This is a genomic window from Novosphingobium sp. PhB55, from assembly GCF_004368805.1.
Classification (GTDB): domain Bacteria; phylum Pseudomonadota; class Alphaproteobacteria; order Sphingomonadales; family Sphingomonadaceae; genus Novosphingobium.
The window spans coordinates 714,813-740,925 of the sequence record NZ_SODQ01000001.1; the positions used below are offsets into that span (position 1 = coordinate 714,813).

Sequence of the window (26,113 nt, forward strand, 5' to 3'; positions counted from 1 at the left end):
ATGATGACAGATAGTTCATCTTGGGAGCACACCCCCTGATCTGGTTCCGGCCTGCGGCAAATCCCGCGCCGGAAACTGCAAAGGGAGTACCGAATGACATCCGAGATGAAGCGCCTGCTGCTGGCGTCCACCCTGCTGATGGGCTTGCCCACCGTGGCGCATGCCCAAGCCTCCGCCGATGCCGAGCCCGAAGGCGGCGCCATCGTCGTCACCGGCTCGCGCCTGTCCAATCCGAACCTGGAACAGGCCGCGCCGATCATGGCCGTTTCCGCCAAGGAAATTGCGCTGACCGGCCAGGTCAACGTCGAGAACATCCTCAAGGACCTGCCACAGATCCTGCCGGGCGCGACGGCCGCATCGAACAATCCGGGCGGCGGCGTCGCCACGGCCGACTTGCGCGGCCTGGGCGCCGCGCGCACGCTGGTGCTCGTCAACGGCCATCGCTACGTGTCCTATGACACCAACCAGATCGTCGACCTCAACACGATCCCGACCGCGCTGATCGAGCGCGTGGACGTGGTGACCGGCGGCAAGTCCGCGGTCTATGGCTCCGACGCCGTGACCGGCGTGGTGAACTTCATCACCAAGCAGGATTTCGAAGGCGTGCAGGCCAACGCCAACTACCGCCTGACCGGCGATGGCGACGGCGCCCAGTACAATGGCGGGCTTCTCGTCGGCAAGAACTTCGCCGAAGGCCGCGGCAACATCACGATCTACGGCGACTACATGCGCCGCAAGTCGATCCTGCAGTCCGCCCGCAGCTACACCTCGATCGCGCAGACCGATGACGGCGAAGGCGGCCTGACCGGCGGCGGTTCCAGCTCGATCCCGGCCGGCCGTATCGCGCTTGACGGCAGCAACTACAAGTTCGGCCAGGACGGCAGCACCTCTGCCTACACTTCGGCCGATGCCTATAACTACGCCTCGGAGAACTACCTCCAGGTCCCGCAGAAGCGCGCCCTGTTCTCGGCCCAGGCCCACTTCGACGTCAGCGACCACCTGACGATCTACGGCGAAGGCCAGTACATCCACAACCGCGTGAAGAACCAGCTCGCGCCGACCCCGCTGACCGGCACGTTCTCGCTCGACACCGATTCCTCGTTCCTGTCGGCCGATACCCAGTCGCTGCTGGGCAGCTACGACACCGACGGCGACGGCTACACCTCGGCATCGGTCTATCGCCGCCTGTCCGAAGTGGGCAACCGCATCTCCAACCTCGACAGCAAGGCCTATCGCGGCCTGATCGGCGCGCGCGGCGAGATTTCGGGCAACTGGAGCTACGACGCCTACTTCAGCTATTCGCGCACGAAGCAGGTCGAGCACCAGTACGGCAACGTCTCGGCCAGCCGCGTCCAGCAGGCCCTGCGCACCACGTACGATGCCGACGGCAATCTCGTCTGCTCGGACACCAGCAATGGCTGCGTCCCGCTGAACATCTTCGGCGCCGGCAACATCAGCCAGGAAGCGGCCGACTTCATCTCGATCGACACGGTGAATCGCTCGACCATCACCGAGAAGGTCGTCAGCGGCGCGATCACCAACAACAACCTGTTCGATCTCGGCGCCGGTCCGGCCGGCCTGGCGATCGGCGGCGAGTATCGCAGCGAGCACGGCAGCTTCGATCCCGACGAAGCCCTCGCTTCGGGTGACGTGATCGGCTTCAACGGTTCGGAACCGATTTCGGGCGGCTACAACGTCAAGGAACTCTTCGCCGAGTTCAACGTGCCCCTGATCGCCGACAAGCCCTTCATCGACCGCCTCGAATTCAACGGCGCCGCACGCTATTCGTACTATTCGACGGCGGCCAAGTCGGTCGGCACGTTCTCTGGCGGCCTCGTCTGGGCACCGATCAAGGACGTCAGCCTGCGCGGCCAGTTCTCGCGCGCGGTGCGGGCACCCACGGTCAACGACCTCTACAGCGGCAACGCCCAGAACTTCGAGCAGGCCACTGACCCCTGCGCGACGACGGCAGCGCTCTCGAATGCCAACCTCAACGCCAGCTGCGTTTCGGCAGGCATTCCGGCGAACCTGATCGGCACCGAATACAACGGCGGCGATTCGCAGATCGACAGCTACAACGGCGGCAACACTTCGCTGCGTGAAGAAACGGCGAACACCTGGACCTTCGGCACGATGATCCAGCCCCGCTTCATCCCGGGCCTGTCGCTGACCGTCGATTATTACCACATCAAGATCGACAACTACATCACCGCCGCCGGCACCTCGAACATCATCTCGGCCTGCTATGGCACCGCCGCGAACGGCTGGACGCCTTACGACACCAGCTATTGCTCGATGCTGCCGCGTGACGCCAACAGCTACACGATCACCGGCGCGGCAGACAACCTGTCCAACTCGGGCGGCGTGAAGACCGACGGCATCGACTTCGACATGCAGTATGCGGTTCCGCTGGCATTCGGCGTGCACGATTCCAGCAAGCTGACCCTGCGCTTCAGCGGCACGCGCCTGATGAACTTCACGTTCAAGCCGATCGCCGCCCTGTCGGACCTCACCGTGGAATGCGCCGGCAAATTCGGCCTGCTCTGCGGCAATGTCTACGCCAAGTGGCGCCTCAACGGCCGCGCGACCTGGTCGACCGAGGGCAAGACGCTCTCGCTCGCCTGGCGTCACCTCTCGCCGGTCAAGGACGACGACGGCTCGACCACTTACAGCGTCGAGCGGATCAAGGCCTACGACTACTTCGATCTCACCGCGCAGATCGACGTGGCCAAGCGCTTCACCTGGAATATCGGCATGAACAACATGTTCAATAGAAAGCCGCCGATCCTCGGCGACAACCAGGAACAGGCCAACACTTACCCGACGACGTATGACGTCTACGGCCGCACGTTCTTCACCGGCATCACGGTGGACTTCTAAGCGTCCAAGGACGGACAGGGGGCGATCACCCCTCGCCGCGCAAACAAAAAGGGGAGCCGGTGCAAACCGGCTCCCCTTTTTCAATTCAAGGTATCTTCCCCAACCTCGTCATTGCGAGGGCCGAAGGCCCGCGGCAATCCAGGGCCACCTCAAGCCGTCCTCGATCGCGCGGGCGCAGGCGTCACCAGCCCTGCTTCTCGCCCTTGTTCTGCTCGTCGAGCCACTTCTTCAGCGGCGCGAAGTAGTCGAGCATCGGCTTGGCACTCATCTGCGGGGTGCCGGTGAAAGCCTTGAGCGCTTCCGGCCAGGGCTTCGACATGCCCATTTCCAGCATCTTGTTCAGGTTCGCGCCGACCTTCTTGTCGCCGTAGAAGCTGCAACGGTGCAGCGGCCCTTTCCAGCCGGCCTGCTTGCACGCCGCCTGGTAGAACTGGAACTGCAGGATGCGGGCGAGGAAGTAGCGCGTGTAAGGCGTGTTGCCGGGAACATGGAACTTCGCGCCGGCATCGAAACCGTCGTCGCTGCGTGCGGCGGGCGGGGTAACGCCCTGGTAGTCCAGCCGCATCTTGGTCCAGGCCTTGTTATAGTCGGCGGGCTGGATCGAACCGTCGAAGATGCCCCAGCGATAGCGGTCGATCAGCAGGCCGAAGGGCAGGAACGCCACTTTGTCCATCGCCTGGCGCAGCAGGAGGCCGATGTCCTTGTCGGCGCTGGGCACCTTGGCCTTGTCGAGCAGGCCGATCTGCACGAGGTACTGCGGCGTGATCGACAGCGCGATGAAATCACCGATGGCCTCGTGGAAGCCGTCGTTGGCGCCGTTGAGGTAGAGGAACGGCTGCTTGTTGTAGGCGCGCTGGTAGTAGTTGTGGCCGAGTTCGTGGTGAATGGTCACGAAGTCGGTCGAATCCACCTTGGTGCACATCTTGATGCGCACGTCGTCCTTGTTGTCCACGTCCCAGGCCGAGGCGTGGCAGATCACCTCGCGGTCGGCGGGCTTCACGATCATCGAGCGCTTCCAGAAGGTCTCGGGCAGCGCCGCAAAGCCGAGCGACGAGTAGAAGCCCTCACCCGCCTTGACCATGTCGATCGGCGTGCGCCCCTGCGCCTTCAGCAGATCGCCGATGTCGTAGCCGAGATCGCCGGCACCCTTCGGCGCGACCAGCGGGTAGATCGTGCCCCACTCCTGCGCCCACATGTTGCCCAGCAGGTCGGCGCGGATCGGTCCGGTCTTGGGCTGCACGGCATCGCCGTACTTCTCGTTCAGCTTATGGCGGACGTACGTATGCAGCGCGAGATAGAGCGGCTTCACTTCTTCCCACAGGCGCTGCGTTTCGGCGGAGAACTGCTCGGGGCTCATGTCGTAGCCCGAACGCCACATGGCACCGACGTCGGCATAGCCGAGTTCCTTGGCACCCTGGTTGGCGATGCCGACCATCTTGACGTAGTCGCCCTTCATCGGCTTGCCGACATTGTCGTGCCAGGTCGTCCACATCTCGGCGAACTCGGCAGGCGTGTGCGTGAGGTTGCCCATCTCCGCCTCGATATCCGAGCCGTTGATTTCCTTGCCGTCCAGCGTGCCGCGGCCCTTGCCATAAGTGGAGGCAAGCCGCGTGCTGATCTCGCTCAACTGCGCCGCCGCGCCCGGCGTGGTCGGCGCCGGCAGGACGATGCCCTGGCGCAGGATGCCCAGCTTGCGCGAGACGTCGGCGTCGAGACCGGGCAGCTTGGAAAACTTCGCGGCTTCCACGGCATAGGCGACTTGCTTCTCGGTCAGGAGCCCGTTGGACTGCGCCGCCAGGGCATCGGTGTCGTCAGTGAGATAGGTGTAGTTCACCCAGTTGACGCGGGCATTGTCGACCGAGAAATCGAACAGGTCCTTCTCGGCGGCGGCAATGAACTGCGCGGCGCCTTGCGCGGTTTCCGGATAAGCCGGCGCGTCTTCGGCGAAGGCCGGCGCGGCAATGCCGAACGAAAGCCCGGCCGCAAGCGCGGCGAGCGCAGTGGATGCGAATTTCATGGGGTTTGCCTCATTTTTCTCTCTGATGGCGCGGGAGACTAGTCGCCCGCTGCGTCAGATCAACCGTCGAGGCAGAAAGGGAGGAGAATAAGCAGGGGAGACACCGATGCGTGCGTTCCCTCCTACATGCCTGTACCCCTTCCCCCTTCCCTCACTTCGTCATTGCGAGCGTAGCGAAGCAATCCAGGGCAGTCCCGCGCCGCTCTGGATTGCCACGTCGGTTTCGCCTCCTCGCAATGACGAGGTTCAATCGAGCAGAAACGCCGCCATAGCCCGCCCCATATCCTTGAACGTCACCGAGGACATGTGATTGCCCGGCGTCTCGACATACTCGCCTTGCGGCAGCGCCTCGGCCAGTTCCTGCGCGGAACCGTTGTCGTGGTCTTCCCCGCCGCAGACGCAGAGCGTGGGCATGGTGATCCGCGCGATCGCATCCGCCCCCGTATCGTCGACCGAACCCAGCAGCAGCCGCGCAGCGACGCGGTCGATCTTCATGGATTTCATGAAGGCTTGCGCGACGAAAGCCTTGTCACCGCGCTCGATGGTGCCGAAACGGTCGATGGCATCCACGAAGTGCGCGCTGCGCCGTGCCCAGCCGGACAGGCCGGTCAGGCCCATGCCGCCCAGGATCAGCTTGCGCGGCGCGAGCCCCGCCAGAACGCCGCGCACCGCCGTTCGCGCGCCGAGCGAGAAACCGCCGAGGTCGTAGTCGGCAAGCCCGAGCGCCGCGATCACCAGCTTCAGGTCCTCAACCAGCACGTCGGCGGGATAGGCCGCCGGGTCGTGCGGCGCGCCGCTCTGGCCGTGAGCGCGAAGGTCGGGCATGAAGACCTCGAACCCGGCATCGGCAAGAATCTTCGCGTTGCCGTACTTGATCCAGTTCACGTCGGCGCTGGAAAACAGGCCGTGGAGCAGCAGCAACGGCCGCGCGCCCGTGTCGCCCGTGACGTGCACGGCCAAATCGGTGCCTGCGTAACCTTCGATGACTTCCTTGCGCAGATCGCTCACTTAGGGAACCTCCAGTCCTGCCGCCTTCCAGCGCGAGGCGACGCTTTCCGTCTCCGCGCTGTAATGTCTCGGCAAGTCCTTGGTATCGAGCCACGCAGGATGCAAGCTTTCGCAGCCGGAATGCGTGGTCGGGCGGAAGAAACCGGGATCGTCGAAGCTGCCAAGTGTCAGGTCCATATTGCCGCTGCTCTCGATGAAGTCGAAGCCGAGCGGCGTTCCGCAGTGCGAACAGAACGGCCGGCGAGCGATGGCCGAGCTTTGGTACCAGTCCGGTTCGTGCGCCCAGGCGACACCGGCCTTCGCCACTTGCACGAACGCCGCCGCAAAGCCGCCCGTCGCCTTCTGGCAATAGCGGCAGTGGCAAAGGTAGGCCTCGTCGTTCTCGACCTGGGCCTCGTAGCGAATGCGGCCGCACTGGCAGCCTCCGGTCATGGATCGGGTCATGGGCGCCAGACTAACCCGTCGAACACGCCCGCGCCATTGCCGTTGCAAACCGGGGCATGATAGAGCGCTGCATGGAAACCACCGACGCGCAACCGGCAGGCGAAAACCCGCCGCTGAGCAGGCCGCAGCGACGCCTGCTGAAACGAATCTACAACAGCCGCACCGAGCCGATCCTGGCCGACGGCCTGCCGTTCCTCACCTACAAGGAAGCCTCGGGCTATCTCCTCACGCTGGAAGGCGAAGCGCGCGACGCCGCCTATGCCGAGATGAAGGCCGGCGCGGCAAGATCGGATGAGACCGAGGGCTGATCCGTCGCCCCCGGGGAAGGCAGAATACTTGAGCTGCCAATAGAAAAAGGGCCTGCGAAGCGAATGCTCCGCAGGCCCTTTTTCAATCGGTTCGGGCCGAAGCCCGCCGCGTCAGCCCTTCTTGAGGTGACGGCGGCCCAGCAGTTCGGCGATCTGCACCGCGTTGAGGGCGGCGCCCTTGCGCAAGTTGTCGGAGACGCACCACAGCGCCAGGCCGTTGTCCACGGTCGAGTCCTCGCGAACGCGGCTGATGTAGGTGGCGCCATCGCCCACGGCTTCCACCGGGGTGACGTATCCGCCGTCCTCGCGCTTGTCGACGAGCATCACGCCCGGCGCTTCACGCAGGATGTCCTGGGCTTCGATCGCCGAGATTTCTTCCTCGAACTCGATGTTGAGCGATTCCGAGTGGCCCACGAAGACCGGCACGCGCACGCACGTGGCCTGAACCTTGATCTTGGGATCGAGGATCTTCTTGGTTTCCACGACCATCTTCCATTCTTCCTTGGTCGAACCATCGTCCAGGAAAACGTCGATGTGCGGGATCACGTTGAAGGCGATCTGCTTGGTGAACTTCTTCGCCTCGACCTGGTCGCCCACGAAGATTGCGCGGCTTTGCTCGAACAGCTCGTCCATGCCTTCCTTGCCCGCGCCGGAAACCGACTGGTAGGTCGAGACGACGACGCGCTTGATCTTCGCCTTGTCGTGCAGCGGCTTCAGCGCCACCACCATCTGCGCGGTCGAGCAGTTGGGGTTGGCGATGATGTTGCGCGCCTTGTAACCGTCGATCGCGTCCGGATTCACTTCCGGCACCACCAGCGGAATGTCCGGCTCCATGCGGTAGAGCGACGAGTTGTCGATCACGACGCAGCCCTGCGCGGCAGCACGCGGAGCGTGGATCGCGGTCGGGCCGGATCCGGCGGCGAAGAGAGCGATGTCCCAGCCGGTGAAATCGAAATGCTCGATGTTCTTTACTTTGAGCATTTTGCCGGTTTCGCCGAATTCAATCTCGGTCCCGGTCGAACGCGACGAAGCCACCGCTGCGATTTCGTCGCAGGGGAATTCGCGCTCGGCGAGGATGTTGAGCATTTCGCGGCCGACATTTCCGGTCGCGCCGACGACGGCAACCCGGTAACCCATTTCAAGATCCTTCTAGCAAAATCCTGCGGCAAGATGCGCGGCAGGAACGGGGGCCGTTACAGGGTGACCACGCTCCTGACAAGCGCCGTCACGCAAAAGACTTTCTTTCAGGCCCATCTGTTTAACCGAAAATTACCGCGGGACACCCTCTTCAGACATGAAAAGGATGTCCCGCAGCCTATCAGTGCGCGGTGGCAGACGGTGCCGGCGTTTGCGAAGGCGCTGCTGCCAGTTCATCCGCCTCGGTCCACTCGATGGCCTCGAGCGGCTCGGTCAGCGCCCGGGCAAGCACTTCGTCGACATGCGCGACCGGAATGATGTCCAGGCCCTGTTTCACGTTCTCGGGGATCTCCGCCAGGTCCTTGCGGTTCTCCTCCGGGATCAGCACCGTGGTGATGCCGCCGCGCAGGGCGGCCAGGAGCTTTTCCTTGAGCCCGCCGATCGGCAGCACACGCCCGCGCAACGTAACCTCGCCGGTCATGGCGACGTCCTTGCGAACCGGCACGCCGCTGAGCGTCGAGACGATCGAGGTCACCATGCCGATACCGGCCGAAGGACCATCCTTGGGCACCGCGCCTTCGGGCAGGTGGATGTGGATGTCCTTCTTCTGGATCGTCGAAGGCTTGATGCCGTAAGCGGGCGAGCGCGCCTTCACGAAGCTGAAGGCGGCCTGGATCGACTCGCTCATCACGTCGCCGAGCTTGCCGGTCGCCTTGATCTGGCCCTTGCCGGGCACGGTCACGCTTTCGATGGTCAGCAGTTCGCCGCCCACTTCGGTCCAGGCAAGGCCGGTGACGGCGCCCACCTGATGCTCTTCCTCGCCCACGCCGTGGCGGAACTTGCGCACGCCCGCGAAGTCGGAGAGGTTTTCCGGCGTGATCGTGACTTCGCTCGCCTTGCCTTCCAGGATCTGGCGCAGCGACTTGCGCGCCAGCTTGGCGATCTCGCGCTCCAGCGTGCGGACGCCCGCCTCGCGGGTGTAGTAGCGGATCAGGTCGCGCAGGCCTTCCTGGGTCAGCGTGAACTCACCCTTCTTCAGCCCATGCGCCTCGACCTGCTTGCGCACGAGGTGGCGCTCGGCGATCTCGACCTTCTCGTCCTCGGTATAGCCTTCGAGGCGGATGATCTCCATGCGGTCGAGCAGCGGCTGCGGCAGGTTCAGGCTGTTCGCGGTGCAGACGAACATCACGTCCGAAAGGTCGATGTCCAGTTCCAGGTAGTGGTCCTGGAACTTCGAGTTCTGCTCCGGATCCAGCACTTCGAGCAGCGCCGAGGCGGGATCGCCGCGGAAATCCTGGCCCAGCTTGTCGATCTCGTCGAGCAGGAACAGCGGGTTCGACTTGCCGGCCTTCTTGAGGTTGGTGACGATCTTGCCCGGCAGCGAGCCGATGTACGTGCGACGGTGTCCCCGAATTTCGGCTTCGTCGCGCACGCCGCCCAGCGATTGGCGGATGAATTCGCGGCCGGTCGCCTTGGCGATCGACTTGCCCAGCGAGGTCTTGCCCACGCCCGGCGGGCCGACGAGGCACAGGATCGGGCCCTTCAGCTTGTTGGTACGCGCCTGCACGGCCAGGTACTCGACGATGCGATCCTTGACCTTGTCCAGCGCGTAGTGATCGGCGTCGAGGATTTCCTGCGCGGAGGAAATGTCGCGCTTCAGCTTGCTCTTCTTGCCCCAGGGCAGGCCCAGAAGCACGTCGAGGTAATTGCGGATGACCGTGGCTTCGGCGCTCATCGGCTGCATCGAGCGCAGCTTCTTCAGCTCGCCCGTGGCCTTTTCACGCGCTTCCTTCGAGAGACGCGTGCTTTCGATGCGCTCCTGAAGCTCCTGAAGTTCGTTCGCTTCCTCGCCGTCACCGCCGCCGAGTTCCGATTGGATCGCCTTCAGCTGCTCGTTGAGGTAATATTCGCGCTGGGTCTTTTCCATCTGCCGCTTCACGCGGCCACGGATCTTGCGCTCGACCTGCAGGACGCCGAGTTCGCCTTCCATGAAGGAGAAAACCATTTCCAGGCGCTTGAGCGGGTCCGGCTCGGACAGCACGGCCTGCTTGTCGCCCACTTTGGCGGAAAGCTGCGCGGCGATGGTGTCGGCCAGCTTGGCCGCGTCCTCGATGTCACCGAGCTGGTCGCCGGCATCCTGCGAGAGCTTCTTGTTGAGCTTTGCATATTCGCCGAACTGCTCGACCACCGAACGCATCATCGCGGCGGTTTCGGTGCCGTCGGCCTCGACCTGCTCCACGCGCTCGACTTGCGCGACCAGCATCTCGCCCTCGGCGGACTGCTCGGAGCGCAGCGTTTCCAGCTTCGCGCGTTCCTGTCCTTCGACGAGGACGCGCACGGTGCCGTCCGGCAGCTTGAGCAGCTGGAGGACGCTGGCGATCACGCCGGTGTCGTAAAGATCGTCGCGGTCGGGATCGTCGCAGCCGGGATCGAGCTGCGCGAGGAGGAAGATATCCTTTTCACCCGCCATCGCCGCTTCGAGCGCGGCCACCGATTTCTCGCGTCCGACGAAAAGCGGCACGACCATGCCGGGGAACACGACGATGTCGCGCAAGGGAAGCAGGGGAAGCAGGTTCAAGGTCATATCCATTTCAACACACACGCGGGTAGGCTGTGAGCCCCCCGGCCTTCGCGGGACGATATGGGGTCTCTGGCGCCTCACGCAATGGGATTGACGCCGAAAGACTGTGGAAGCGCTAACCGCACCACTTCACCCTTCCCCTAGATCCCGGTTCATAGAAAACACCGGGCCCCTGATCCAATATAGCGCGATTCAGCCGGAGTATCGTCAACCCTGGTGGAAATCGCGGTTCCTGCGCCTGCGCCCGTTCGCCTGTGACGGCGTGGACCAGCGGGCGCAGGAAGGCATCGCATGGATCAGAACGGCATCTTGAAGCCGGGCGGCAGGCCCATGCCCTGCTGGGCCTTGGCCAGTTCCTCGCCGGCGACCGAGTCCGCCTTGACGCGCGCGTCATTGTAGGCAGCGGCGATCAGGTCTTCGAGGATCTGCTTTTCACCCGGCTGCATCAGGCTGTCGTCGATCGACACGCCGATCACGCGGCCCTTGGCCGAGCAGCGGATCTTGACCAGTCCGCCGCCCGAAAGTCCTTCGACTTCCATCGCATCCAGCTTGGTCTGCGCTTCGTCCATCTGCTTCTGGATGGTCTCGGCCGCCTGCTGGGCCGCCTTGAGCATCTCTTCCATCGACTTCATTTCAATGTCTCCAGTTCCGTCCGCCGCCGCCAACGGCAATCGGACGATCATCTTCGATAACTTCGGCTTGCGGGAAAGCGGCCTTGGTGGCCAGGATCAACGGATGCCGGTTCACGGCATCGCTTTCCGCGTTCTTCTTCGCCTCGGCCTGCTCCACCAGGGTGGGCGCGCCCTGCTCGCCGACCTTGTAGACCTCCCAGCGCTCGCCGGTGGCCTTGGTCAGGCAGGCGCGCAGGATGCCGGTGATGTCTTCGCTGAAGCCGGGCGGCTGCGAGAAGCGCAGCAGGCTGGCGCCCAGCTCGACCACCCGCACCTGCATGCGCATGGTATTGGCGCTGGAAAGCTCGCCCATATGCTCGACATCGTCGATCAGCTCTTCCCAGCGGCGCGCGATCATCTCCACACTGGGCGCCGGGGCAGGCGCGGCCGGGACGGGAGCGGCCTGTGCCATGCCCTCGCCCCCAGCGCCGCCTGTTTCCGGCGCACCGGGAGCGACAGGCACCGGCGCGGCAGCGGGGGCCCGCGCGGCCAGCTCTTCCAGCTTCTTCACCAGCGAGCCCGGGTCCGGCATGTCCGAGGCATGCAGGATCCGCAGCAGCGCCATTTGCGCGGCGACCAGCGGATCGGGCGCGGATTTCACTTCCTCGTGCCCCTTGAGCAGGAGCTGCCAGATGCGATGGACCTGCCCGGCCTTGAGCGACTTCGCCCAGCCTTCGATCGCCTCGCGCTCTTCCGCCGAATGGGCATCGTGCGCGCCGCCGGCGACTTGCGCCACGGCGATGCGGTGAACCAGTGTCATCAGCCCGCGCATGATCGCGATCGGCTCGACGCCCAGCGAGAACTGGCGCGCCACGAGTTCGAGCAGTTCGCCGCCCTTGCCGTCGAGAATCGCGGTGACGAGGCCGCGCTGCACGCTCTTGTCCGAAAGGCCGAGCATGTCGCGCACCTTCTCGGCCAGGACCTGCCCCTCGCCATCGAGATCGGCATGGGCGATGGCCTGGTCGAGGATCGAGAGCCCGTCGCGCACCGAACCTTCGGCGGCGGCGGCGACCATGGCCAGCGCCTCGTCCTCGGCTTCCACGCCCTCCAGGCCGCAGACCCGGGCGAAATGCGCGGCCAGCATCGGTGCCGGGATACGGCGCAAGTCGAAGCGCTGGCAGCGGGACAGCACCGTGACCGGCAGCTTGTCCACTTCGGTGGTCGCGAAAAGGAACTTCACATGGGCCGGCGGTTCCTCAAGCGTCTTCAGCAAGGCATTGAAAGCGTTGCGGGAAAGCATGTGGACTTCGTCGATGATGTAAATCTTGTAGCGCGCCGAAACCGCGGCATAGCGCACGGCCTCGATGATCTCGCGCACGTCGTCGACGCCCGTGTGCGAGGCGGCATCCATCTCGATCACGTCGATATGGCGGCCCTCGGCAATCGCCAGGCAGGGCTCGCACTGGCCGCAGGGATCGATGGTCGGGCCGCCCTGCCCGTCCGGGCCGATGCAGTTGAGCGCCTTTGCGATCAGCCGCGCGGTGGACGTCTTGCCCACCCCGCGCACGCCGGTCATCAGGAAGGCATGGGCCAGCCGGTCGCGCTTGATGGCGTTGGCCAGGGTCTGGACCATGGCTTCCTGACCGATCAGTTCGGCGAAAGTCTGCGGACGATACTTGCGCGCCAGCACCCGGTAGGGCTGCGCCGGAGCGGCCGTGGGCTTGCCGGATTCAGGCTTGGCCGGTTCGGCCTTTGCCGGCTCGGGGTTGGCGACAGGCTTGGACACCGCAGCCTCAGGCTTCGCTTCCGCCGGGGCCGGCGTCGATGCGACAGGCGCGGCATCGGGCGCGGATTCGGGCTCGCCGAACATCGACGCCTGACCGGCCTGTTCCAGCTCGGCCTGGGTCGGTGCGGGCGCCTCCTCCTCCTTGTCGTCCCAAGGGGGGGTATCGCCGAACATGTCGCGTGAATCGTCCATCGCGCGTAAACTAGGGACTGGGGACGGGAATGTCAGGGGAAAAGCAATTTGCTCCACAGCCCAGAGCCGAATGCCCCAACCGAAGCGCTGGGCATCGGCGGGTCCGGCAATCATGTTGCATGATGTGGGCTGAAGGAGCCGGGCGACCCGCCGCTATCCGTTGTGGCTGCTTCCTTCCGGACCTGACCAGGTTGGCGAACGCAAACGTCCACCCGACTCCCGGGCGGCCATATGGAGAGACGCGCCCGGTTTGTCCAGCCCGGATTGTCCGGCTTTTCAACAGGGGCTTCGGGCGGGCCATGACGGCGGCGAGCCGTACCGACGCCATAACGGCAGCGGCCCGCGTATCCTTGCCGGAAACGCGGGCCGATTTGCTCAGAAACGTGCGCCGCAGCGCAGCGGATCAGCGGAAATTGTCGGCGTAAGCCTGGATCTTGAGGCGGCGCGGCGGGGTGCTGTGCACTTCGGCCTCGATACCGTAGCGCGCGGCATAGGCCTTGGCCTCTTCCAGGTCCGGGAACCTCAGCGTGACCTGCTGCTGCATGTCGCCGGAACCGGCCCACCCCATCAGGGGATCGGGCTTCTTCGCTTCGGAAGGGGCGAACTCGAGGACCCACTGGTCCAGCAGTGCCTTGCCGGACTGCATGGCGTTCTTCGGGCGCTGATAGATGCGTGCACTCATGGCCGAGCGCTTTGCCTCCGAATCAGGGAGAGAATCAAGCGCAAATCACGTCTTCCCGGATGCTTCTCCTTTTGACCTCTCGAATGCGTTGCGCGTCTTGAGGCTGGGATCCTCGGTCCAGGGCGCGTCGGGCCAGCGATGTCGGGGATACCGCCCCTTCATGTCGCGCTGCACATCGCGCCAGGATCCGCGCCAGAATCCCGGCAAATCGCGGGTTGTCTGGATCGGACGGCCGGCAGGAGACGTCAGCTTGAGAAGGAGCGGCTGCGGCGGCTGGCCAAACGTGGGATGGCGGTCGAGGCCGAACAGGGCCTGAACCCGCACTTCCACGCTTGGCCCGCCCTCGTCCTCGTAATCGATGGCATGCGTGCTCCCCGCCGGACTGCGGAACTCGGGCGGAGCCAGCTTCTCCAGCGCTTGCTGGTCGTCCCAGGCCAGGCGATTGCGCAGCGATTCGGCCAGAGCGCCCTTGTCGATCGCATCGAGCCGCCGCCCGAGCAGCGGCCCCAGCCATGCGTCGAGATCGGCCAGCAGGGCCTGCTCGGAGAGCGCCGCGATCCCCGCGTAGCGCGCCCGGCGCAGCAGCGAGAGCGTGCCCTTGCCGAAAGGCACGAGGTCGAGCCCCTTCTCCCGCACCCGTTCGAGCAGGAACGCGGCGATGGCCTCCGGATCGGGCGCCGGATCGGGGCCGCTGGCCAGCGTGATCGCGCCCAGCCGCCGTTCTAGCCGCGCCTCCACCCGGCCCTCGGCCTCGTTCCAGCGCAGGACGGAGCGGCGCTCGATCCGGTCGGACAGGCCCTGCTCCACGTCCGTCGCCTCCAGCGACGCGCCGGACAGAATCCGCGCGCCCTTGGCCTGGCCTTGGGCGTCGCCGATCACCAGCCATTCGCGCGAGGCCAGCGGCGAGGCCGGGTCGAGCACGTAGCCCCTGCCCCCGGCGGAGAGCCAGTTCTCACCACTCGCATCGCGGCGGCGCGCAACCATGTCGGGCCGCCCCAGCGCCAGCAGAACGCCGGGAGGCACGTCCTGCCTGTCGTCCTCCCCCGCGATCAGCGCGCGGGCCCGGCGCGCCCAGCCCGCCGCAAGCTTGCGAGACGCTTCCGCCCGGGGCGAGCGATCGCCATCCCAGCGCGAGAGGCGCTGCGCCAGATCCTCGCTGCGACCACCCAGCCCACGCTCCTGCAGCAGCAGGGCGAGCCGGGCCGCGACGGGGGCGGCGACGCGCTCGGCGGCATGAAGGATCATCGCCGCCTGCGCGGGGTCCATGGGCAGTGCCGCGACCTTCCGGCCGAAAGCCGTGATCCGGTCGTCTCCATCCAGCGCGCCAAGGGCGACCAGTTGCCGCCGCGCGGCATCCAGAGCGGGCGGCGGCGGCGGATCGAGCCAGGCCATCGCCGCCGGATCGCCTGCACCCCATTGGGCCAGCGACAGCGTCAGCGGCGCCAGGTCGCTGGTGAGCATCTCCGGCGGGTCGAATTCGGGACGCCCGGGATGCGCCGCCTCTTCCCACAGCCGGTAGGCCGTGCCCGGCCCCTGTCGCGCCGCGCGGCCCGCGCGCTGGGCAGCCGAGGCGCGACTCGCGCGGTGTGTCGCCAGCCGGGTGACCCCAGCGGCCTTGTCGAATTCAGCCCGGCGCGACAGGCCGCTGTCGACGACCACGGAAACGCCCTCGAGCGTCAGCGAAGTCTCTGCAATCGCCGTGGAAAGCACGATCCGGCGGCGTCCCTGCGAGTCGCGGCGGATCGCCGCGCGCTGGGCCGCCGGCTCGCATTGGCCATGCAGAGGCAGGACGAGCGCGGCCGGCAGGCGTTCCGCCAGCCGCTCCGCCACCCGGTCGATGTCCCGCACGCCGGGGAGGAAGGCAAGAATGTCCCCCTCCTGCTCGCGCCATGCGGTGAGCACGGCGGACGTCATGGCATCCTCGATTCGCAGGTCGGGCGACCCGCCCAGCCAGCGGATCGCCAGCGGCCACGCCTTGCCCGCACTTTCGATCACCGGCGCATTCCCGCCCAGCAACCGTGAAAAACGCGCGCCGTCGATCGTCGCCGACATGACGACGATGCGCAGATCCTCGCGCAGGACCTGGCTCGATTCGATGGCGAGTGCGAGGCCGAGGTCGCTGTCGAGATGCCGCTCGTGGGCCTCGTCGAACAGCACCGCAGAGACGCCGGACAGCTCCGGATCGGATACGATGGTGGCCACGAAAATCGCCTCGGTCATGATCACGACTCGCGTCTGGGCGGAGCGCTTCACATCGAGACGGGTGACGTAGCCGATCGTTTCCCCGGCTTTCTCGCCCAATTGCTCGGCCATGCGCTCGGCCGCGGCGCGGGCAGCCACGCGGCGCGGCGAAAGCAGGATCACCGTGCCCGTGCACCAGGGCTCCGCCAGCAGTGCCGGAGCCAATGCGGTCGTCTTGCCGGCACCCGGCGGCGCTATCAGCACAGCGTGAGGACCGTCACGCAATGCGGACAGGACTTCGGGCAATACGGCTTGGATGGGAAGGTCGCTCACGCACGACTCCTTAGTGCGCGGGGCGGGAGCGGGAAAGGCTCCAGCCTCGCTGGATCCGGATCCGAAACGGATGAAATTGTTGAAGACGTCTACTCTTCATCAAGGAATCATACCTAAGCAAAACTCTCAGGAGTTCACGTTTTGCCTGACGCCAATGTAATCGAATACAAGATGCACCGCGCCGGGCATTACCCCTTGCCCGTGGCGCAGTACTTGCGTCTGCGCGAACGAATCCCGCCGCTTTATGGACTCTTGTCGGTCAATGCGGCCATCCTGGCCTATACGCATCGTGCGCTGGCCCCCGGATTTCTCACCCTTACGATCCCCGCCGTCCTCATCGCCTGCTGCCTGATTCGCATGCTGGTATGGCTGCGCCCCATCGGCCAGCGCGATCTGGAAGCGGATGTCGCGCTGCGGCGCATGCGCCGGGCGATCTGGCTGGCGCTGGTCTTCGCCATGGCTTTCGCCGTCTGGTCGCTCTGCCTCGACCGTTACGGCGGCCCTTACGAGCACGGCCACGTCGCGGTTTTTGTGTCCGTCACCGTGCTCGGCTGCGTGTTCTGCCTGACGTTCCTGCCCACCGCCGCCCTGCTGATCTGCCTGACGGCACTGGGCATGTTCCTCGTCTATTGCGTGACGACGGGTTCGGCGACGCTCACCGCCGTGGCGATCAACATCGCGCTGGTGGCGGCCGTGATCCTCAAGATCCTGCGCGACACGTACGATTCGTTCGTCGAACTGGAGGTCGCCCAGCGCGACTTGCGCGCCGAACGCCGGCAGGCTCAGGCGCTGGGTGACGAGAACGCCCGGCTGGCGCAGACCGACGCGCTTACCGGCCTGCCCAACCGCCGCTATTTCTTCGCCACGCTCGAAAACCTGCTGGAAAGCGGCGAAGACAGAGTCTTCTGCGTCGGCCTGATAGATCTGGATCGCTTCAAGCCCGTCAACGATACTTACGGCCATGCCCAGGGCGACCGGCTGCTCCAGGTCATCGGCACGCGCCTCATCGCGCAGTGCGATCCCAGCGTGACGATCGCCCGCCTAGGCGGCGACGAATTCGGCTTCATCGTGCCCGGTGGCCCCGACGAGGCGGAGGCGATCGCGCAGAAGTTCTGCGCCGCCATCCGCAGCCCGGCCCGGATCGGCGAAGTGACGATGGCCGTCGGCGGATCGGCGGGAATTGCGATCTATCCGGAAAGCGCGCGCACCGCGCATTCGCTTTACGACCGCGCCGACTTTGCACTCTACCATGCCAAGAATCACCGGCGCGGCCAGTGCGTGCGCTTTTCCGATCACCTGGAAACCCTGATCCGTTCCGAGCAGGCACTCGATGCGGCGATGCAGAGCGCGGACCTCTCGCGCGAACTCTCGGTCGCCTATCAGCCGATCATCGCCACTGAAAGCAACCAGCCAGTCGGCTTCGAATGCCTCGCCCGCTGGACCTCGCCTACGCTGGGCGTGATCGCGCCGGAAATGATGATCGCCGCGGCCGAACGCGTGGGCCGTGCCCGCGAAGTGACGGCGACCCTGTTCGATCATGCGCTCGATACCCTGGCCCGCCTGCCGCACCCCATCTCGGTCTCGTTCAACTTGTCGGGCCACGACATTTCGGACGCCGAGACAATCGGCACTTTGCTCGAACGGATCGAAACGAGCGGCAGCGACGCCCGTCGCCTGCTCTTCGAAATCACCGAAACGACCCTGATCGCCGAACTCGACACCGCTCGTATCGTTCTGGAGCGCCTGCGCGCCACCGGCGCCCGGATTGCGCTGGACGACTTCGGCACCGGCTATTCGAGCCTTTCTTCGCTGCACCAGTTGCCGCTCGACATGGTCAAGATCGACCGCAGCTTCGCGCCCCGGCTCGACGAGACCGTGGGCCGCCGCCTGATCTCGGCAATCCGTAACCTTGCGCGCGCGCTCTCGCTGGAATGCGTGATCGAAGGGATCGAGACCGAAGACCAGCTCCTCAGCGCCCGGATCGCCGGGTTCTCGCTGGCCCAGGGCTTCCACATCGCCCGGCCCATGTCGCTGGATGATATGCTGGCCCGGATCGAGACCTCTTCCAAGACCTGGCACATGGCCTGATCGGGCGGCCTGACCGGGCGGCTAGGCCTGGTTCAGTCCGCCATCCGCTTTCGCGGCCCGTTCAGATGTCGCTCTTGGTCCCGTAGTCGATGCGGATGCGCACCCAGGTCCCCAGTTGCGGCTTGCCGTTGATGCGCGGCGGAAGAACCTCGAACTGCCACGCCGCATTGAGCACCGCCCGGCCGAAGCCAGACCCGCGCGGCGATTCGCCCAGGATCTGGCAGTTGTCGACCTTGTAATGTTCCATGGTCTGGCAGGCGATCATGCCCCAGCCGGTATTGGGCCGCTTTTCCGGCAAGTACCCGCCAAGCTGCGCATCGGTGGGTCGGCGGAACCAGTCCGCGTTGTAAAGCGTCGCGCCGCCAGGGCCTTCGCCGGGGCCGTAAGTCCCGCCCGAACCGCCCGGTGCCGGAGCACCCTGCGCCAGCCCCTGCCCCTTCATCTTGCCGATATCCGCCGCGGCGAAGTCCTGGCTCGACATCTTGAGGAAGGTGAAAGCGGGCTTCTTCTCCACCGGCGTTTCGACAGGTGGCGTCGGCACTTTTTCCTGCACCACCGCGGCCTGCTGCTTCTGCTCGACCTTCTTTTCCTCGCGCTGCTTGGGCTGGGCCGGTTTGTCCCCGCCCTTGTCGCGATCATGGTCGACGACATCGAACGTGGTCAGCGCGGTCGTCTTCTTCGCAAGTTCGGGAACGAGGCCCGTCTGGTAGATGGCCAGCAACAGCGCAAGAAGGATCAGCCCCGCAGAGAGGAACGATGATACGAGGCGTTGGCGCGGCGAGCCGGGTTGATAACCCGACGGCGCCTGCTCGGATTCGGAGGGCATGACGCGGCCTGAATAGGGTGCTTCCCCTGCCACCGCAATTGCGGCCTTATTGCAACTTCATTGCACGGTGGACTGTTGCGCGAAAAGCCCACCGTGCGAGCGATGCCGGGCACCCGCCACCGCCCAACATCCTTGAAAATAGCGGAAATTCAGCCCGTCAAACCCAGGAACCGGAACGGTGCATGGTCCACGAAGTCCTTGTTCGCCTCGCCCGAGAAGGTGTGATCCTGATCTGGACCGAGATCGAGCTTCTTCACTTTGCCCGTCTCCTTCGAGAAATCGATCTTCTTCAGGTCGACCCAGAAGGTGTTGGGCGTCAAAGCCGATTCGAAGAAGTACAGCTGCCGCTTGTGATCGAAGACGATGCGCCAGCGGGTGGATGAGATGTTCGGTTCTTCCGGAGTGTTGATGCCATAGGGCACCGAGGCATTGCGGATCACGCTGAACACCGCGGCGAGCGCCTTGTTGGGGTCCGGCTCCTTGGGAATGGCGTTGATATAGAAGGAAGCTCGCGCGAAGCGATCCGCCGCGCGGTTAGTGCCCGGCAGCATGGTCGTGCCGCCGATGCCTTTCCAGTAGGTATTGAGTGCCAGTTGCTCGTCGTAAGTCGGCGAATTGGTCATGACCTGGAACTGGCGACCGTGATGGATCACCTGCTTGCCGCCGATATACTCGACGATGGCGCTGTCTCCCGTGGCGTCCGACATGGAGAGGTGCACGGTCGTCAGGCGGTTCTCGCCCGGCACACTGTCGGTGACGACCGTGAAAGGCTCCTTTTCGAACGCCGCCACGGCCTCGGCAACGGTCGCGAAGTTGTCGAGCGCATATTGCGCCCAGGCCGCGATCGTCAGCCCCGGCTTACCCTTGCCGTCGAAATGCGGATATTCCGATTCGACCAGCCAGAGCATGTTGGCGTTGAGCCCTTTCTCGTTGACACCGTCCGTGCTGGAGACGTCATAGCCGCTGACGACGACGCTGCCGTATTTCGAAGTCCACTTGATGGAATTGGCCCCTGCCTCGCCGGTCCGCGCCATGCCCCGCGGCAGAATCCACAAGTTGGAGACGATGTCGCTCTTCCAGTCCATCGAGCGGGCCGTGATGACGTTGTCGTTCGGCCCCAGATAGACTGCCCGCGTGCAGGCATCGGCGGCGACACCCGCGGTCAGCAGGCCCGGCACGGCCAGCGCGCAAAGCGCCCGCCCGAATGTGGTCGTCATGCGCATCGGCAATTCTCCTCGTGGCAACGGAGCAATCAGAAGAGCATCGACAGTCCCATCAGCGGGCCGCGTTGCTGCATGTCCCAGACGAACTTGCCGCGCCCGGTGAAATCGGGCTGGTCGTAATCCTCGTAGATGAAGCGATAGCCTGCCCGCAGGATCGTGCGCTGTCCGAAGACATGCGTGCGGTACCCCAGCATGGCGACAGCATTGACGCTGATGTCGGAGCCGGCGCCGAAGCCGCCCACGTCGGCCTGGGCGAAAAGATTCCAGCGCCGCGAGAGATCGGCATTCATGCGCAGACCCACGAAGGGATCGACCCAGTTCGCCCCTTTCGCCGTCTGCAGGGCCAGGGGCGCGACGGCGGCGCTGGCTTTCAGGTCGGTCCAGCGCAGGCCCACGGTCGGTTCGAAAGAGACGTTCCGGGGATTGCCGAAGGCCGTCTCGCCCGGAAGCGGAACGATCCAGGCCTTGTAGTAGAACCCGCCCGCCACGCGCGTGGTGCGGATGCTGAGATCCACGGGCAGCGACAGCACCTGCTCGGTCTGCGAGGTCTTCACATGCTGGGCATCGAGATATCCGCCCCAGCGGCCGTTCACCGCTTCGACGGTTCCCATGGCCGCAAGGTCGAGATGGTGGAAGATATCGCCGAAGGGCAAATGCGCCTGAGTCTGCAACCCGGCCAGGCCAAGGTCGCCGCCAATGGAAGCGCCCCAGACATAAGGACTGACGATGAGCGTCCAGCCGGTGCCGCCGCGTCCGGCCGGAGGGGGCATCGGGACCCGCCCTTCATCGACGGTATCGACAGAAACGCCGCCGGCCTGACCGCCAGAGGCATCATCCGGAGCACCTTGCGCCCTCGCCTCGGAAAGTCCGGCAAGCCCACAAAGCAGGATGCCCGCGAGAAGGAACCGAAATGAGGATCGACCACTTCGAACCAACGACGATCTCCCGAGGCAGGAACTCGTAACGCCGCGAACCTATAGCCATTTTCCTATAGTATCAACCTAATAGATCGAAGCTTTACTCATTTACTCCGGCAGCCTCGTCGCAAGATTTCCAGCGACATTAAAGTTACGCCAACGATAACTATCGGCAGAGCACATACGAAAACGCCGGACAGATGCTGCCCGGCGTCCGATAACGAAGATGGAAAAGCCCGAAGCTCAGTAGCGGCGCGCCACCGCGAACTCGACCGCTTCGCACATGGCCTCCCGCGCCGCGCCGGCGGGGAAGATCGAGAGCGAATCGATGGCCCGCTGGGCATAGAGACGCGCGCGTTCCCGCGTCGCCTCCACGCAGCCGTGGCGGTTGATGAGTTCCACGGCGTGGGCCAGGTCCTCATCCTCGGTGCGGAAACCGGCGATGGCGTCTTCCCAGAACTTGCGTTCCTCGGCATTGCCGCGCGCATAGGCCAGGATCACCGGCAGGGTCATCTTGCCCTCGCGGAAATCGTCACCCTTGTCCTTGCCCGATTCGGAGGCTTCCGAATCGTAGTCGATGGCGTCGTCGACCAGCTGGAACGCGATGCCGAGATTGCGGCCATAGGCGTCGAGCGCGTGCTCCTCCGCTTCGTTCTTTTCAGCAACGATCGCCGGAATGCGCGTGGCGGCGGCGAAGAGCGCCGCGGTCTTGGAACCGATGATCTGGAGGTAGTGCTCCTCGCTCGTCTCGATCCGGCGCTGGGCGGTCAACTGATCGACCTCGCCCTCGGCAATGATCGAGCTGGCCTTGGAGAAGATCTTGAGGACCTTGAGGCTGCCGTCTTCCACCATCAATTCGAAGGCGCGCGTGAACAGGAAATCGCCCACCAGAACCGTCGCGGGATTGCCGAAGACGATATTGGCGGCGGCCTTGCCGCGGCGCATGTCCGAACCGTCGACGACATCGTCATGAAGCAGCGTGGCGGTGTGAAGGAATTCCACGGCCGCGGCCAGCTTGTGATGGCGGGTCCCTTGATAGCCGCACAGCTCCGCCGCCGCGACCATCAGCATCGGGCGCATGCGCTTGCCACCGCCCGAGATCAGATGCCCGGCAAGCGCCGGGATGAGCGGAATCTCGCTCTGCATCCGGTCCAGAATGACGGCGTTGACGCTGTTCATGCCGGGAGCGGTGAGCGCCAGCATGGGAGCGAGGGTAGGCTGCGACCCGCGTGCGCGCAGGGGAATGACATCGGCACTCATCGACCCGCGCATTGCGCGTTCGGCGTCCGTAACGCAAGAGCGAATGCCACGGGACGGTCGAACGCCCCGACTGGAAGAGGCGGCGAACCCGTGCTAGCGGACCACGCGATGACCCAGGACACTCCCGCAGCCGACCTCGTACTCGCCGGTTTCCGTGCGAGCATCGACAATATCGACGCCGCTCTGATCCACATGTTGGCGGAACGCTTCCGGATCACCCAGGCGGTAGGCGCCTATAAGGCGAAGAACGACCTTCCCGCCTCCGACCCCGGCCGCGAGGAACGCCAGATCGTGCGTCTGCGCAAGCTGGCGGAAGACGCCCATCTCGACCCCGATTTCGGCGAGAAGTTCATCCGCTTCATCATCGACGAAGTGATCCGCCACCACGAGCGCGCGAAGAACCAGGCCTGAGCCCAGGCTTTCAGGGAATCGGATCCGTATATGGAGCCGTCGTCCCGGGATGGCCCGGGACGGCAGCTCCTGCAGGAAAAGCTGGCCTGGAAGTTCAGTCTTCCACCAGATCCTGAAGCTTCGACATCAGCGTCTGGATACGCGTGGCCGCTTCGGTGAAGGTCGCCACGTCCTCGCGGTTGTTGTTGCCGCGCGCTTCCTTGGCAGCTTCGACATAGCCTTCGAGATCGGCTTCGAGGGCGTCGACGATGATTTCGATCTCGTCCGACGACAGCGACAGGTTGATGGAATCGGTCATGAAAGGGTCCTTGATCTGGTAAACCGCGCCAATGGGGATGAATGAACGGAGCCGCAACCGCCTCTGCGCCGGTTCCCACGAAAATCCCGTCCGAAGCTGAATACGGGAAGCCGGGCGCCGGATGGGACCGTGAACCTAGGCATCGACCCGCGGCAGCTTGAGCTTGACCAGCAAGCCGCCAAGGTCCTCGCTCTCGTCGAGTTCCACGGTGCCGCCGTAGATTTCCACGACATCGCGCACGATGGCAAGGCCCAGCCCGGTGCCGGGCTTGCCGGTATCGAGACGCGCGCCGCGATCGAAGATGCGGATACGCTCGGTTTCGGGAATGCCCATGCCGTCGTCCTCGATCCACACTTCGCACAAGCGCGAAGTGCGATCGGGGTCCACCGTCACGAACACGCTGCCGCCGCCATACTTGGCCGCATTCTCGATCAGGTTGCCGAGAATCTCCTCGAGATCCTGCTTTTCGAGGGCCACGACGGCGTCGTGATTGCCGTCCAGGTCCAGCCGCGCCTGGTCGTAGAGCCGCTCCACCGCGCGCAGCACGGCCTCCAGGCTCGGCCAGACTTCCGCGCGCGATTGCCCGACGGCGCGGCGGCCAACCGCCCGCGCCCGCGCCAGATGGTGATCGACCTGGCGGCGCATGACCGCCGCTTCGCGAATCACGGTGTCCGAGAGATCGGGCGCCTTGGCCGTGGCCGCGTTCATAACCACGGTAAGCGGCGTCTTGAGCGCGTGAGCGAGGTTGCCGGCATGCATGCGCGCTTCCTCGGCCTGTCTTTCGGTATGAGCGAGCAGTGCATTCAGCTCGTCGACCAGCGGTTCCACTTCCTGCGGCAGCGGCTGGGTGACGCGGCTGGCGCCGGTCGTGCGCAGCTTCTGGATTGCGCGGCGCACATGGCGCAGCGGGAACAGGCCGTACCAGGTCTGCATGCCCGCCATGAGCAGCAGGCCGAAGCCCAGCGCGACGAAGCTATAGACGAGAATGCCGCGCACCATCTTGATCTGGTCGTTCAGATCGACCCGGCTGGCCGCGACCGTGAACATCCACTGGGCATCGCTGCCCGGCAGGATCACCGCCCGCTCCATCACGCGCAGGGGCTCGCCGGGGAACTGCGGGCTGTCATAGACGTGTTGCTGGGCGTCGAAATGCTCGGGCGGCACGTTGATGCTGCGGTCCCAGAGCGAACGCGACGGGAAATCCTCATGGCCCTTGGCGCGAATCTGCCAGTAGAGCCCGGAATTGGGCTCCAGAAAGCGCTGGTCGCCCAGCGGACGGATAAAGAAGACTTCGCCGTCCGGCCCGATTTCCACCGAGCCGATCATGCCGGTGAGCATGTAGCCAAGTTGCTCGTCGAAATTGCGCGTGATGAGGCCGGTCAGCGTCCGGTCGAGCGCCAGCCCGCCGACCAGCAGCAGGATGAAGATCCATCCCGCCGCGATCAGCATCATGCGGCGCGCGAGCGAGCCGGTATTGGCGGCCCGCACCTGGGCGCCGCCGCTCTCTCCGGTTCCCGGCGCGTTGGACCCGGCTTCGCTGGCCCCCGCCGCACCGGCCCCCGCTACACCGGCAGCCGCCGCACGGGACGCTTTCGTGCCGGATCCCGCTTCCGGGAGGCCCGGTTCCGGGGCTGACACGTCAGCCGCGGCCGGGTTCTGCGGGGTCGTCGAGGCTGTAGCCAAGGCCACGGATCGTCGTGATGACATCGGCACCCAGCTTCTTGCGGATGCGCGTGACGAAGACCTCGATCGTGTTCGAATCGCGGTCGAAATCCTGATCGTAGATGTGCTCGATCAGTTCGGTGCGGCTGACCACCTTACCCTTGTGGTGCATCAGGTAGGACAGCAGCTTGTATTCCTGCGCGGTCAGCTTGACCGGCTCCCCGGCCAGGGTGACGCGGCCCGAACGGGTGTCCAGCCGCACGTCGCCGGCGGTCAGTTCGCTGGAAGTGTTGCCCGAGGCACGGCGGATCAGCGCGCGCAGGCGGGCGATCAGTTCCTCGGTCTGGAAGGGCTTGGCCAGATAGTCGTCCGCGCCGGCGTCGAGCCCGGCCACCTTGTCGGACCAGGAATCGCGGGCGGTGAGCACCAGGACGGGGAAATTGCGCCCTTCCCTGCGCCACATGCCCAGCACGGTGAGGCCATCGATCTCCGGCAGGCCAAGGTCGAGGATAACGGCGTCGTATTCCTCGGTCGAACCCAGGAAGTGGCCGTCCTCGCCATCGACGGACAAGTCTACGGCATATCCGGTCTGTTCCAGCGTGGTCTTGAGCTGGTTGCCGAGCGTGGGTTCATCCTCGACGATCAGGATGCGCAATTCGGTCTCTCCCTAAGAGGGCGGGCCCAATGAAAGTGGGCCGGTGGGGGCGGAGTTCAAATGGGGCGAAAGCCCGGCAGCGTCAAGCGACGGCCCCCGCGTTGGTTCCCGCGGATCGACGGGCCTGCGCTTCTACGCGGCATCGTTCAACGCGATTGGCCGATCACCCGCCCCGTGCGCGCGTCGACATCGACGTAGTAGACCTTGCCGCTCTGGATGAACTTCAGGCGATAGGCCATGGCGGCCGAATCGTAATCCGGGCCGAGATATTGCTTCCCGGACATGCGCGGCAGAACGATCTGCTCGATCTCGCGGATGGACAGGATGTTGCCGGCCTTGCGTTCGCGGCGCACCTCACCCTGCTCGCCGCCGGGATCGGCTGCATGCGCAGTCAGCGTGGGCACGACCGACCCGAAGGCCGCAAGAGCCAGCGCGGCAGGGGCCGCCAGGAAAGAAAGAGCCTGTTTCATATCGACTTGCTGCCTAAGCCCGCCGCCTTGAACAAGTCCTGAATGTGGCAGGAAGGCAGCGCCGGATCGGAGGTGTGGCCGAAAGTCCACGCTCGCGATGCCGCGCCGTGCGGCTTGCCAGCCCCCCGCCCGGCCCTGTAGGG

The 26,113-nt window shown here is 65.1% G+C and carries 21 protein-coding genes and 1 other RNA gene; 4 read left to right on the forward strand and 18 right to left on the reverse strand.

What is annotated here, in order from left to right; all coding sequences use genetic code 11:
* Positions 1–93: 93 nt before the first annotated feature.
* Complete coding sequence (locus tag EDF57_RS03415) at positions 94–2,880, forward strand: TonB-dependent receptor (protein WP_134093076.1); 2,787 nt, start codon at positions 94–96, stop codon at positions 2,878–2,880.
* Between the two features lie 181 nt (positions 2,881–3,061).
* On the opposite strand, the gene EDF57_RS03420 is transcribed toward EDF57_RS03415, so the two are convergent.
* The 3 genes from EDF57_RS03420 to EDF57_RS03430 all read right to left on the reverse strand — a co-directional run bounded on the left by EDF57_RS03420 (position 3,062) and on the right by EDF57_RS03430 (position 6,349).
* Positions 3,062–4,897, reverse strand: a complete 1,836-nt coding sequence (locus tag EDF57_RS03420; protein WP_132263236.1) for a M2 family metallopeptidase — start codon at positions 4,895–4,897, stop codon at positions 3,062–3,064.
* 246 nt (positions 4,898–5,143) lie between these two features.
* Entirely contained in the window at positions 5,144–5,905 is a 762-nt protein-coding gene (locus EDF57_RS03425) for an alpha/beta fold hydrolase (RefSeq protein ID WP_134093077.1), read from the reverse strand.
* On the reverse strand, positions 5,906–6,349 hold the full coding sequence (locus EDF57_RS03430; RefSeq protein WP_134093078.1) for a GFA family protein: 444 nt from the start codon (positions 6,347–6,349) through the stop codon (positions 5,906–5,908). It lies immediately after the preceding gene.
* A gap of 71 nt (positions 6,350–6,420) precedes the next feature.
* Here EDF57_RS03430 and EDF57_RS03435 point away from each other — a divergent pair, with 71 nt between their 5' ends.
* The gene (locus tag EDF57_RS03435; RefSeq protein WP_134093079.1) at positions 6,421–6,657 is read left to right on the forward strand and encodes a hypothetical protein; all 237 of its coding nucleotides are present in this window, start codon (positions 6,421–6,423) and stop codon (positions 6,655–6,657) included.
* 111 nt (positions 6,658–6,768) lie between these two features.
* On the opposite strand, the gene EDF57_RS03440 is transcribed toward EDF57_RS03435, so the two are convergent.
* The 7 genes from EDF57_RS03440 to hrpB form a co-directional block, all read right to left on the reverse strand.
* Positions 6,769–7,794 carry an aspartate-semialdehyde dehydrogenase gene (locus EDF57_RS03440; RefSeq protein ID WP_134093080.1) on the reverse strand — a complete coding sequence of 342 codons (1,026 nt, stop codon included), beginning with the start codon at positions 7,792–7,794 and terminating at the stop codon, positions 6,769–6,771.
* Positions 7,795–7,975: 181 nt separating this feature from the next.
* Positions 7,976–10,378 carry an endopeptidase La gene (gene lon, locus EDF57_RS03445; RefSeq protein WP_132263245.1) on the reverse strand — a complete coding sequence of 801 codons (2,403 nt, stop codon included), beginning with the start codon at positions 10,376–10,378 and terminating at the stop codon, positions 7,976–7,978.
* A 293-nt stretch (positions 10,379–10,671) separates the two neighbouring features.
* Positions 10,672–11,007, reverse strand: a complete 336-nt coding sequence (locus EDF57_RS03450; RefSeq protein WP_132263246.1) for a YbaB/EbfC family nucleoid-associated protein — start codon at positions 11,005–11,007, stop codon at positions 10,672–10,674.
* 1 nt (position 11,008) lies between these two features.
* Complete coding sequence (locus EDF57_RS03455) at positions 11,009–12,964, reverse strand: DNA polymerase III subunit gamma/tau (RefSeq protein ID WP_134093081.1); 1,956 nt, start codon at positions 12,962–12,964, stop codon at positions 11,009–11,011.
* A 128-nt stretch (positions 12,965–13,092) separates the two neighbouring features.
* An RNA gene (gene ffs, locus EDF57_RS03460) (signal recognition particle sRNA small type) lies at positions 13,093–13,187 on the reverse strand.
* A 180-nt stretch (positions 13,188–13,367) separates the two neighbouring features.
* The gene (locus EDF57_RS03465; RefSeq protein WP_134093082.1) at positions 13,368–13,646 is read right to left on the reverse strand and encodes an ETC complex I subunit; all 279 of its coding nucleotides are present in this window, start codon (positions 13,644–13,646) and stop codon (positions 13,368–13,370) included.
* A 45-nt stretch (positions 13,647–13,691) separates the two neighbouring features.
* Positions 13,692–16,160, reverse strand: a complete 2,469-nt coding sequence (gene hrpB, locus EDF57_RS03470; protein WP_134093083.1) for an ATP-dependent helicase HrpB — start codon at positions 16,158–16,160, stop codon at positions 13,692–13,694.
* A 141-nt stretch (positions 16,161–16,301) separates the two neighbouring features.
* Between hrpB and EDF57_RS03475 the strand changes: the two genes are divergently transcribed.
* The gene (locus EDF57_RS03475) at positions 16,302–18,248 is read left to right on the forward strand and encodes an EAL domain-containing protein (protein WP_243654077.1); all 1,947 of its coding nucleotides are present in this window, start codon (positions 16,302–16,304) and stop codon (positions 18,246–18,248) included.
* 61 nt (positions 18,249–18,309) lie between these two features.
* On the opposite strand, the gene EDF57_RS03480 is transcribed toward EDF57_RS03475, so the two are convergent.
* The 4 genes from EDF57_RS03480 to EDF57_RS03495 all read right to left on the reverse strand — a co-directional run bounded on the left by EDF57_RS03480 (position 18,310) and on the right by EDF57_RS03495 (position 22,474).
* Positions 18,310–19,074: a hypothetical protein gene (locus EDF57_RS03480; RefSeq protein ID WP_207912816.1), complete on the reverse strand. Its 765-nt coding sequence runs from the start codon at positions 19,072–19,074 to the stop codon at positions 18,310–18,312.
* Between the two features lie 149 nt (positions 19,075–19,223).
* The gene (locus EDF57_RS03485) at positions 19,224–20,291 is read right to left on the reverse strand and encodes a linear amide C-N hydrolase (RefSeq protein ID WP_208324775.1); all 1,068 of its coding nucleotides are present in this window, start codon (positions 20,289–20,291) and stop codon (positions 19,224–19,226) included.
* A 35-nt stretch (positions 20,292–20,326) separates the two neighbouring features.
* On the reverse strand, positions 20,327–21,067 hold the full coding sequence (locus EDF57_RS03490) for a hypothetical protein (protein ID WP_134093085.1): 741 nt from the start codon (positions 21,065–21,067) through the stop codon (positions 20,327–20,329).
* A 390-nt stretch (positions 21,068–21,457) separates the two neighbouring features.
* Positions 21,458–22,474, reverse strand: a complete 1,017-nt coding sequence (locus EDF57_RS03495; protein WP_132263255.1) for a polyprenyl synthetase family protein — start codon at positions 22,472–22,474, stop codon at positions 21,458–21,460.
* Between the two features lie 108 nt (positions 22,475–22,582).
* On the opposite strand from EDF57_RS03495, the gene EDF57_RS03500 reads away from it, so the two are divergent.
* The gene (locus EDF57_RS03500) at positions 22,583–22,885 is read left to right on the forward strand and encodes a chorismate mutase (protein ID WP_132263256.1); all 303 of its coding nucleotides are present in this window, start codon (positions 22,583–22,585) and stop codon (positions 22,883–22,885) included.
* A 94-nt stretch (positions 22,886–22,979) separates the two neighbouring features.
* Here EDF57_RS03500 and EDF57_RS03505 read toward each other — a convergent pair whose 3' ends face one another.
* From EDF57_RS03505 to EDF57_RS03520, 4 genes are all read right to left on the reverse strand, one after another.
* Positions 22,980–23,183, reverse strand: a complete 204-nt coding sequence (locus EDF57_RS03505) for a hypothetical protein (protein WP_132263258.1) — start codon at positions 23,181–23,183, stop codon at positions 22,980–22,982.
* 135 nt (positions 23,184–23,318) lie between these two features.
* Positions 23,319–24,635: a HAMP domain-containing sensor histidine kinase gene (locus EDF57_RS03510; protein ID WP_132264152.1), complete on the reverse strand. Its 1,317-nt coding sequence runs from the start codon at positions 24,633–24,635 to the stop codon at positions 23,319–23,321.
* A gap of 187 nt (positions 24,636–24,822) precedes the next feature.
* A complete protein-coding gene (locus EDF57_RS03515) occupies positions 24,823–25,500 on the reverse strand; it encodes a response regulator (protein WP_021232972.1) in 678 nt (225 codons plus the stop codon).
* Between the two features lie 146 nt (positions 25,501–25,646).
* Positions 25,647–25,970: a PepSY domain-containing protein gene (locus EDF57_RS03520; protein WP_132263259.1), complete on the reverse strand. Its 324-nt coding sequence runs from the start codon at positions 25,968–25,970 to the stop codon at positions 25,647–25,649.
* Between the last annotated feature and the right edge of the window lie 143 nt (positions 25,971–26,113).

Coding starts and splice junctions, on each gene's coding strand:
- EDF57_RS03510 (WP_132264152.1), bottom strand. CDS start 24,635: ATGATGCTGATCGCGGCGGGATGGATCTTCATCCTGCTGCTGGTCGGC.
- EDF57_RS03490 (WP_134093085.1), bottom strand. CDS start 21,067: ATGCCCCCTCCGGCCGGACGCGGCGGCACCGGCTGGACGCTCATCGTC.
- EDF57_RS03465 (WP_134093082.1), bottom strand. CDS start 13,646: ATGAGTGCACGCATCTATCAGCGCCCGAAGAACGCCATGCAGTCCGGC.
- lon (WP_132263245.1), bottom strand. CDS start 10,378: ATGACCTTGAACCTGCTTCCCCTGCTTCCCTTGCGCGACATCGTCGTG.
- EDF57_RS03505 (WP_132263258.1), bottom strand. CDS start 23,183: ATGACCGATTCCATCAACCTGTCGCTGTCGTCGGACGAGATCGAAATC.
- EDF57_RS03420 (WP_132263236.1), bottom strand. CDS start 4,897: ATGAAATTCGCATCCACTGCGCTCGCCGCGCTTGCGGCCGGGCTTTCG.
- EDF57_RS03435 (WP_134093079.1), top strand. CDS start 6,421: ATGGAAACCACCGACGCGCAACCGGCAGGCGAAAACCCGCCGCTGAGC.
- EDF57_RS03455 (WP_134093081.1), bottom strand. CDS start 12,964: ATGGACGATTCACGCGACATGTTCGGCGATACCCCCCCTTGGGACGAC.
- EDF57_RS03480 (WP_207912816.1), bottom strand. CDS start 19,074: ATGCCCTCCGAATCCGAGCAGGCGCCGTCGGGTTATCAACCCGGCTCG.
- EDF57_RS03500 (WP_132263256.1), top strand. CDS start 22,583: ATGACCCAGGACACTCCCGCAGCCGACCTCGTACTCGCCGGTTTCCGT.
- EDF57_RS03440 (WP_134093080.1), bottom strand. CDS start 7,794: ATGGGTTACCGGGTTGCCGTCGTCGGCGCGACCGGAAATGTCGGCCGC.
- EDF57_RS03520 (WP_132263259.1), bottom strand. CDS start 25,970: ATGAAACAGGCTCTTTCTTTCCTGGCGGCCCCTGCCGCGCTGGCTCTT.
- EDF57_RS03415 (WP_134093076.1), top strand. CDS start 94: ATGACATCCGAGATGAAGCGCCTGCTGCTGGCGTCCACCCTGCTGATG.
- EDF57_RS03450 (WP_132263246.1), bottom strand. CDS start 11,007: ATGAAGTCGATGGAAGAGATGCTCAAGGCGGCCCAGCAGGCGGCCGAG.
- EDF57_RS03430 (WP_134093078.1), bottom strand. CDS start 6,349: ATGACCCGATCCATGACCGGAGGCTGCCAGTGCGGCCGCATTCGCTAC.
- EDF57_RS03495 (WP_132263255.1), bottom strand. CDS start 22,474: ATGAGTGCCGATGTCATTCCCCTGCGCGCACGCGGGTCGCAGCCTACC.
- EDF57_RS03485 (WP_208324775.1), bottom strand. CDS start 20,291: ATGACGACCACATTCGGGCGGGCGCTTTGCGCGCTGGCCGTGCCGGGC.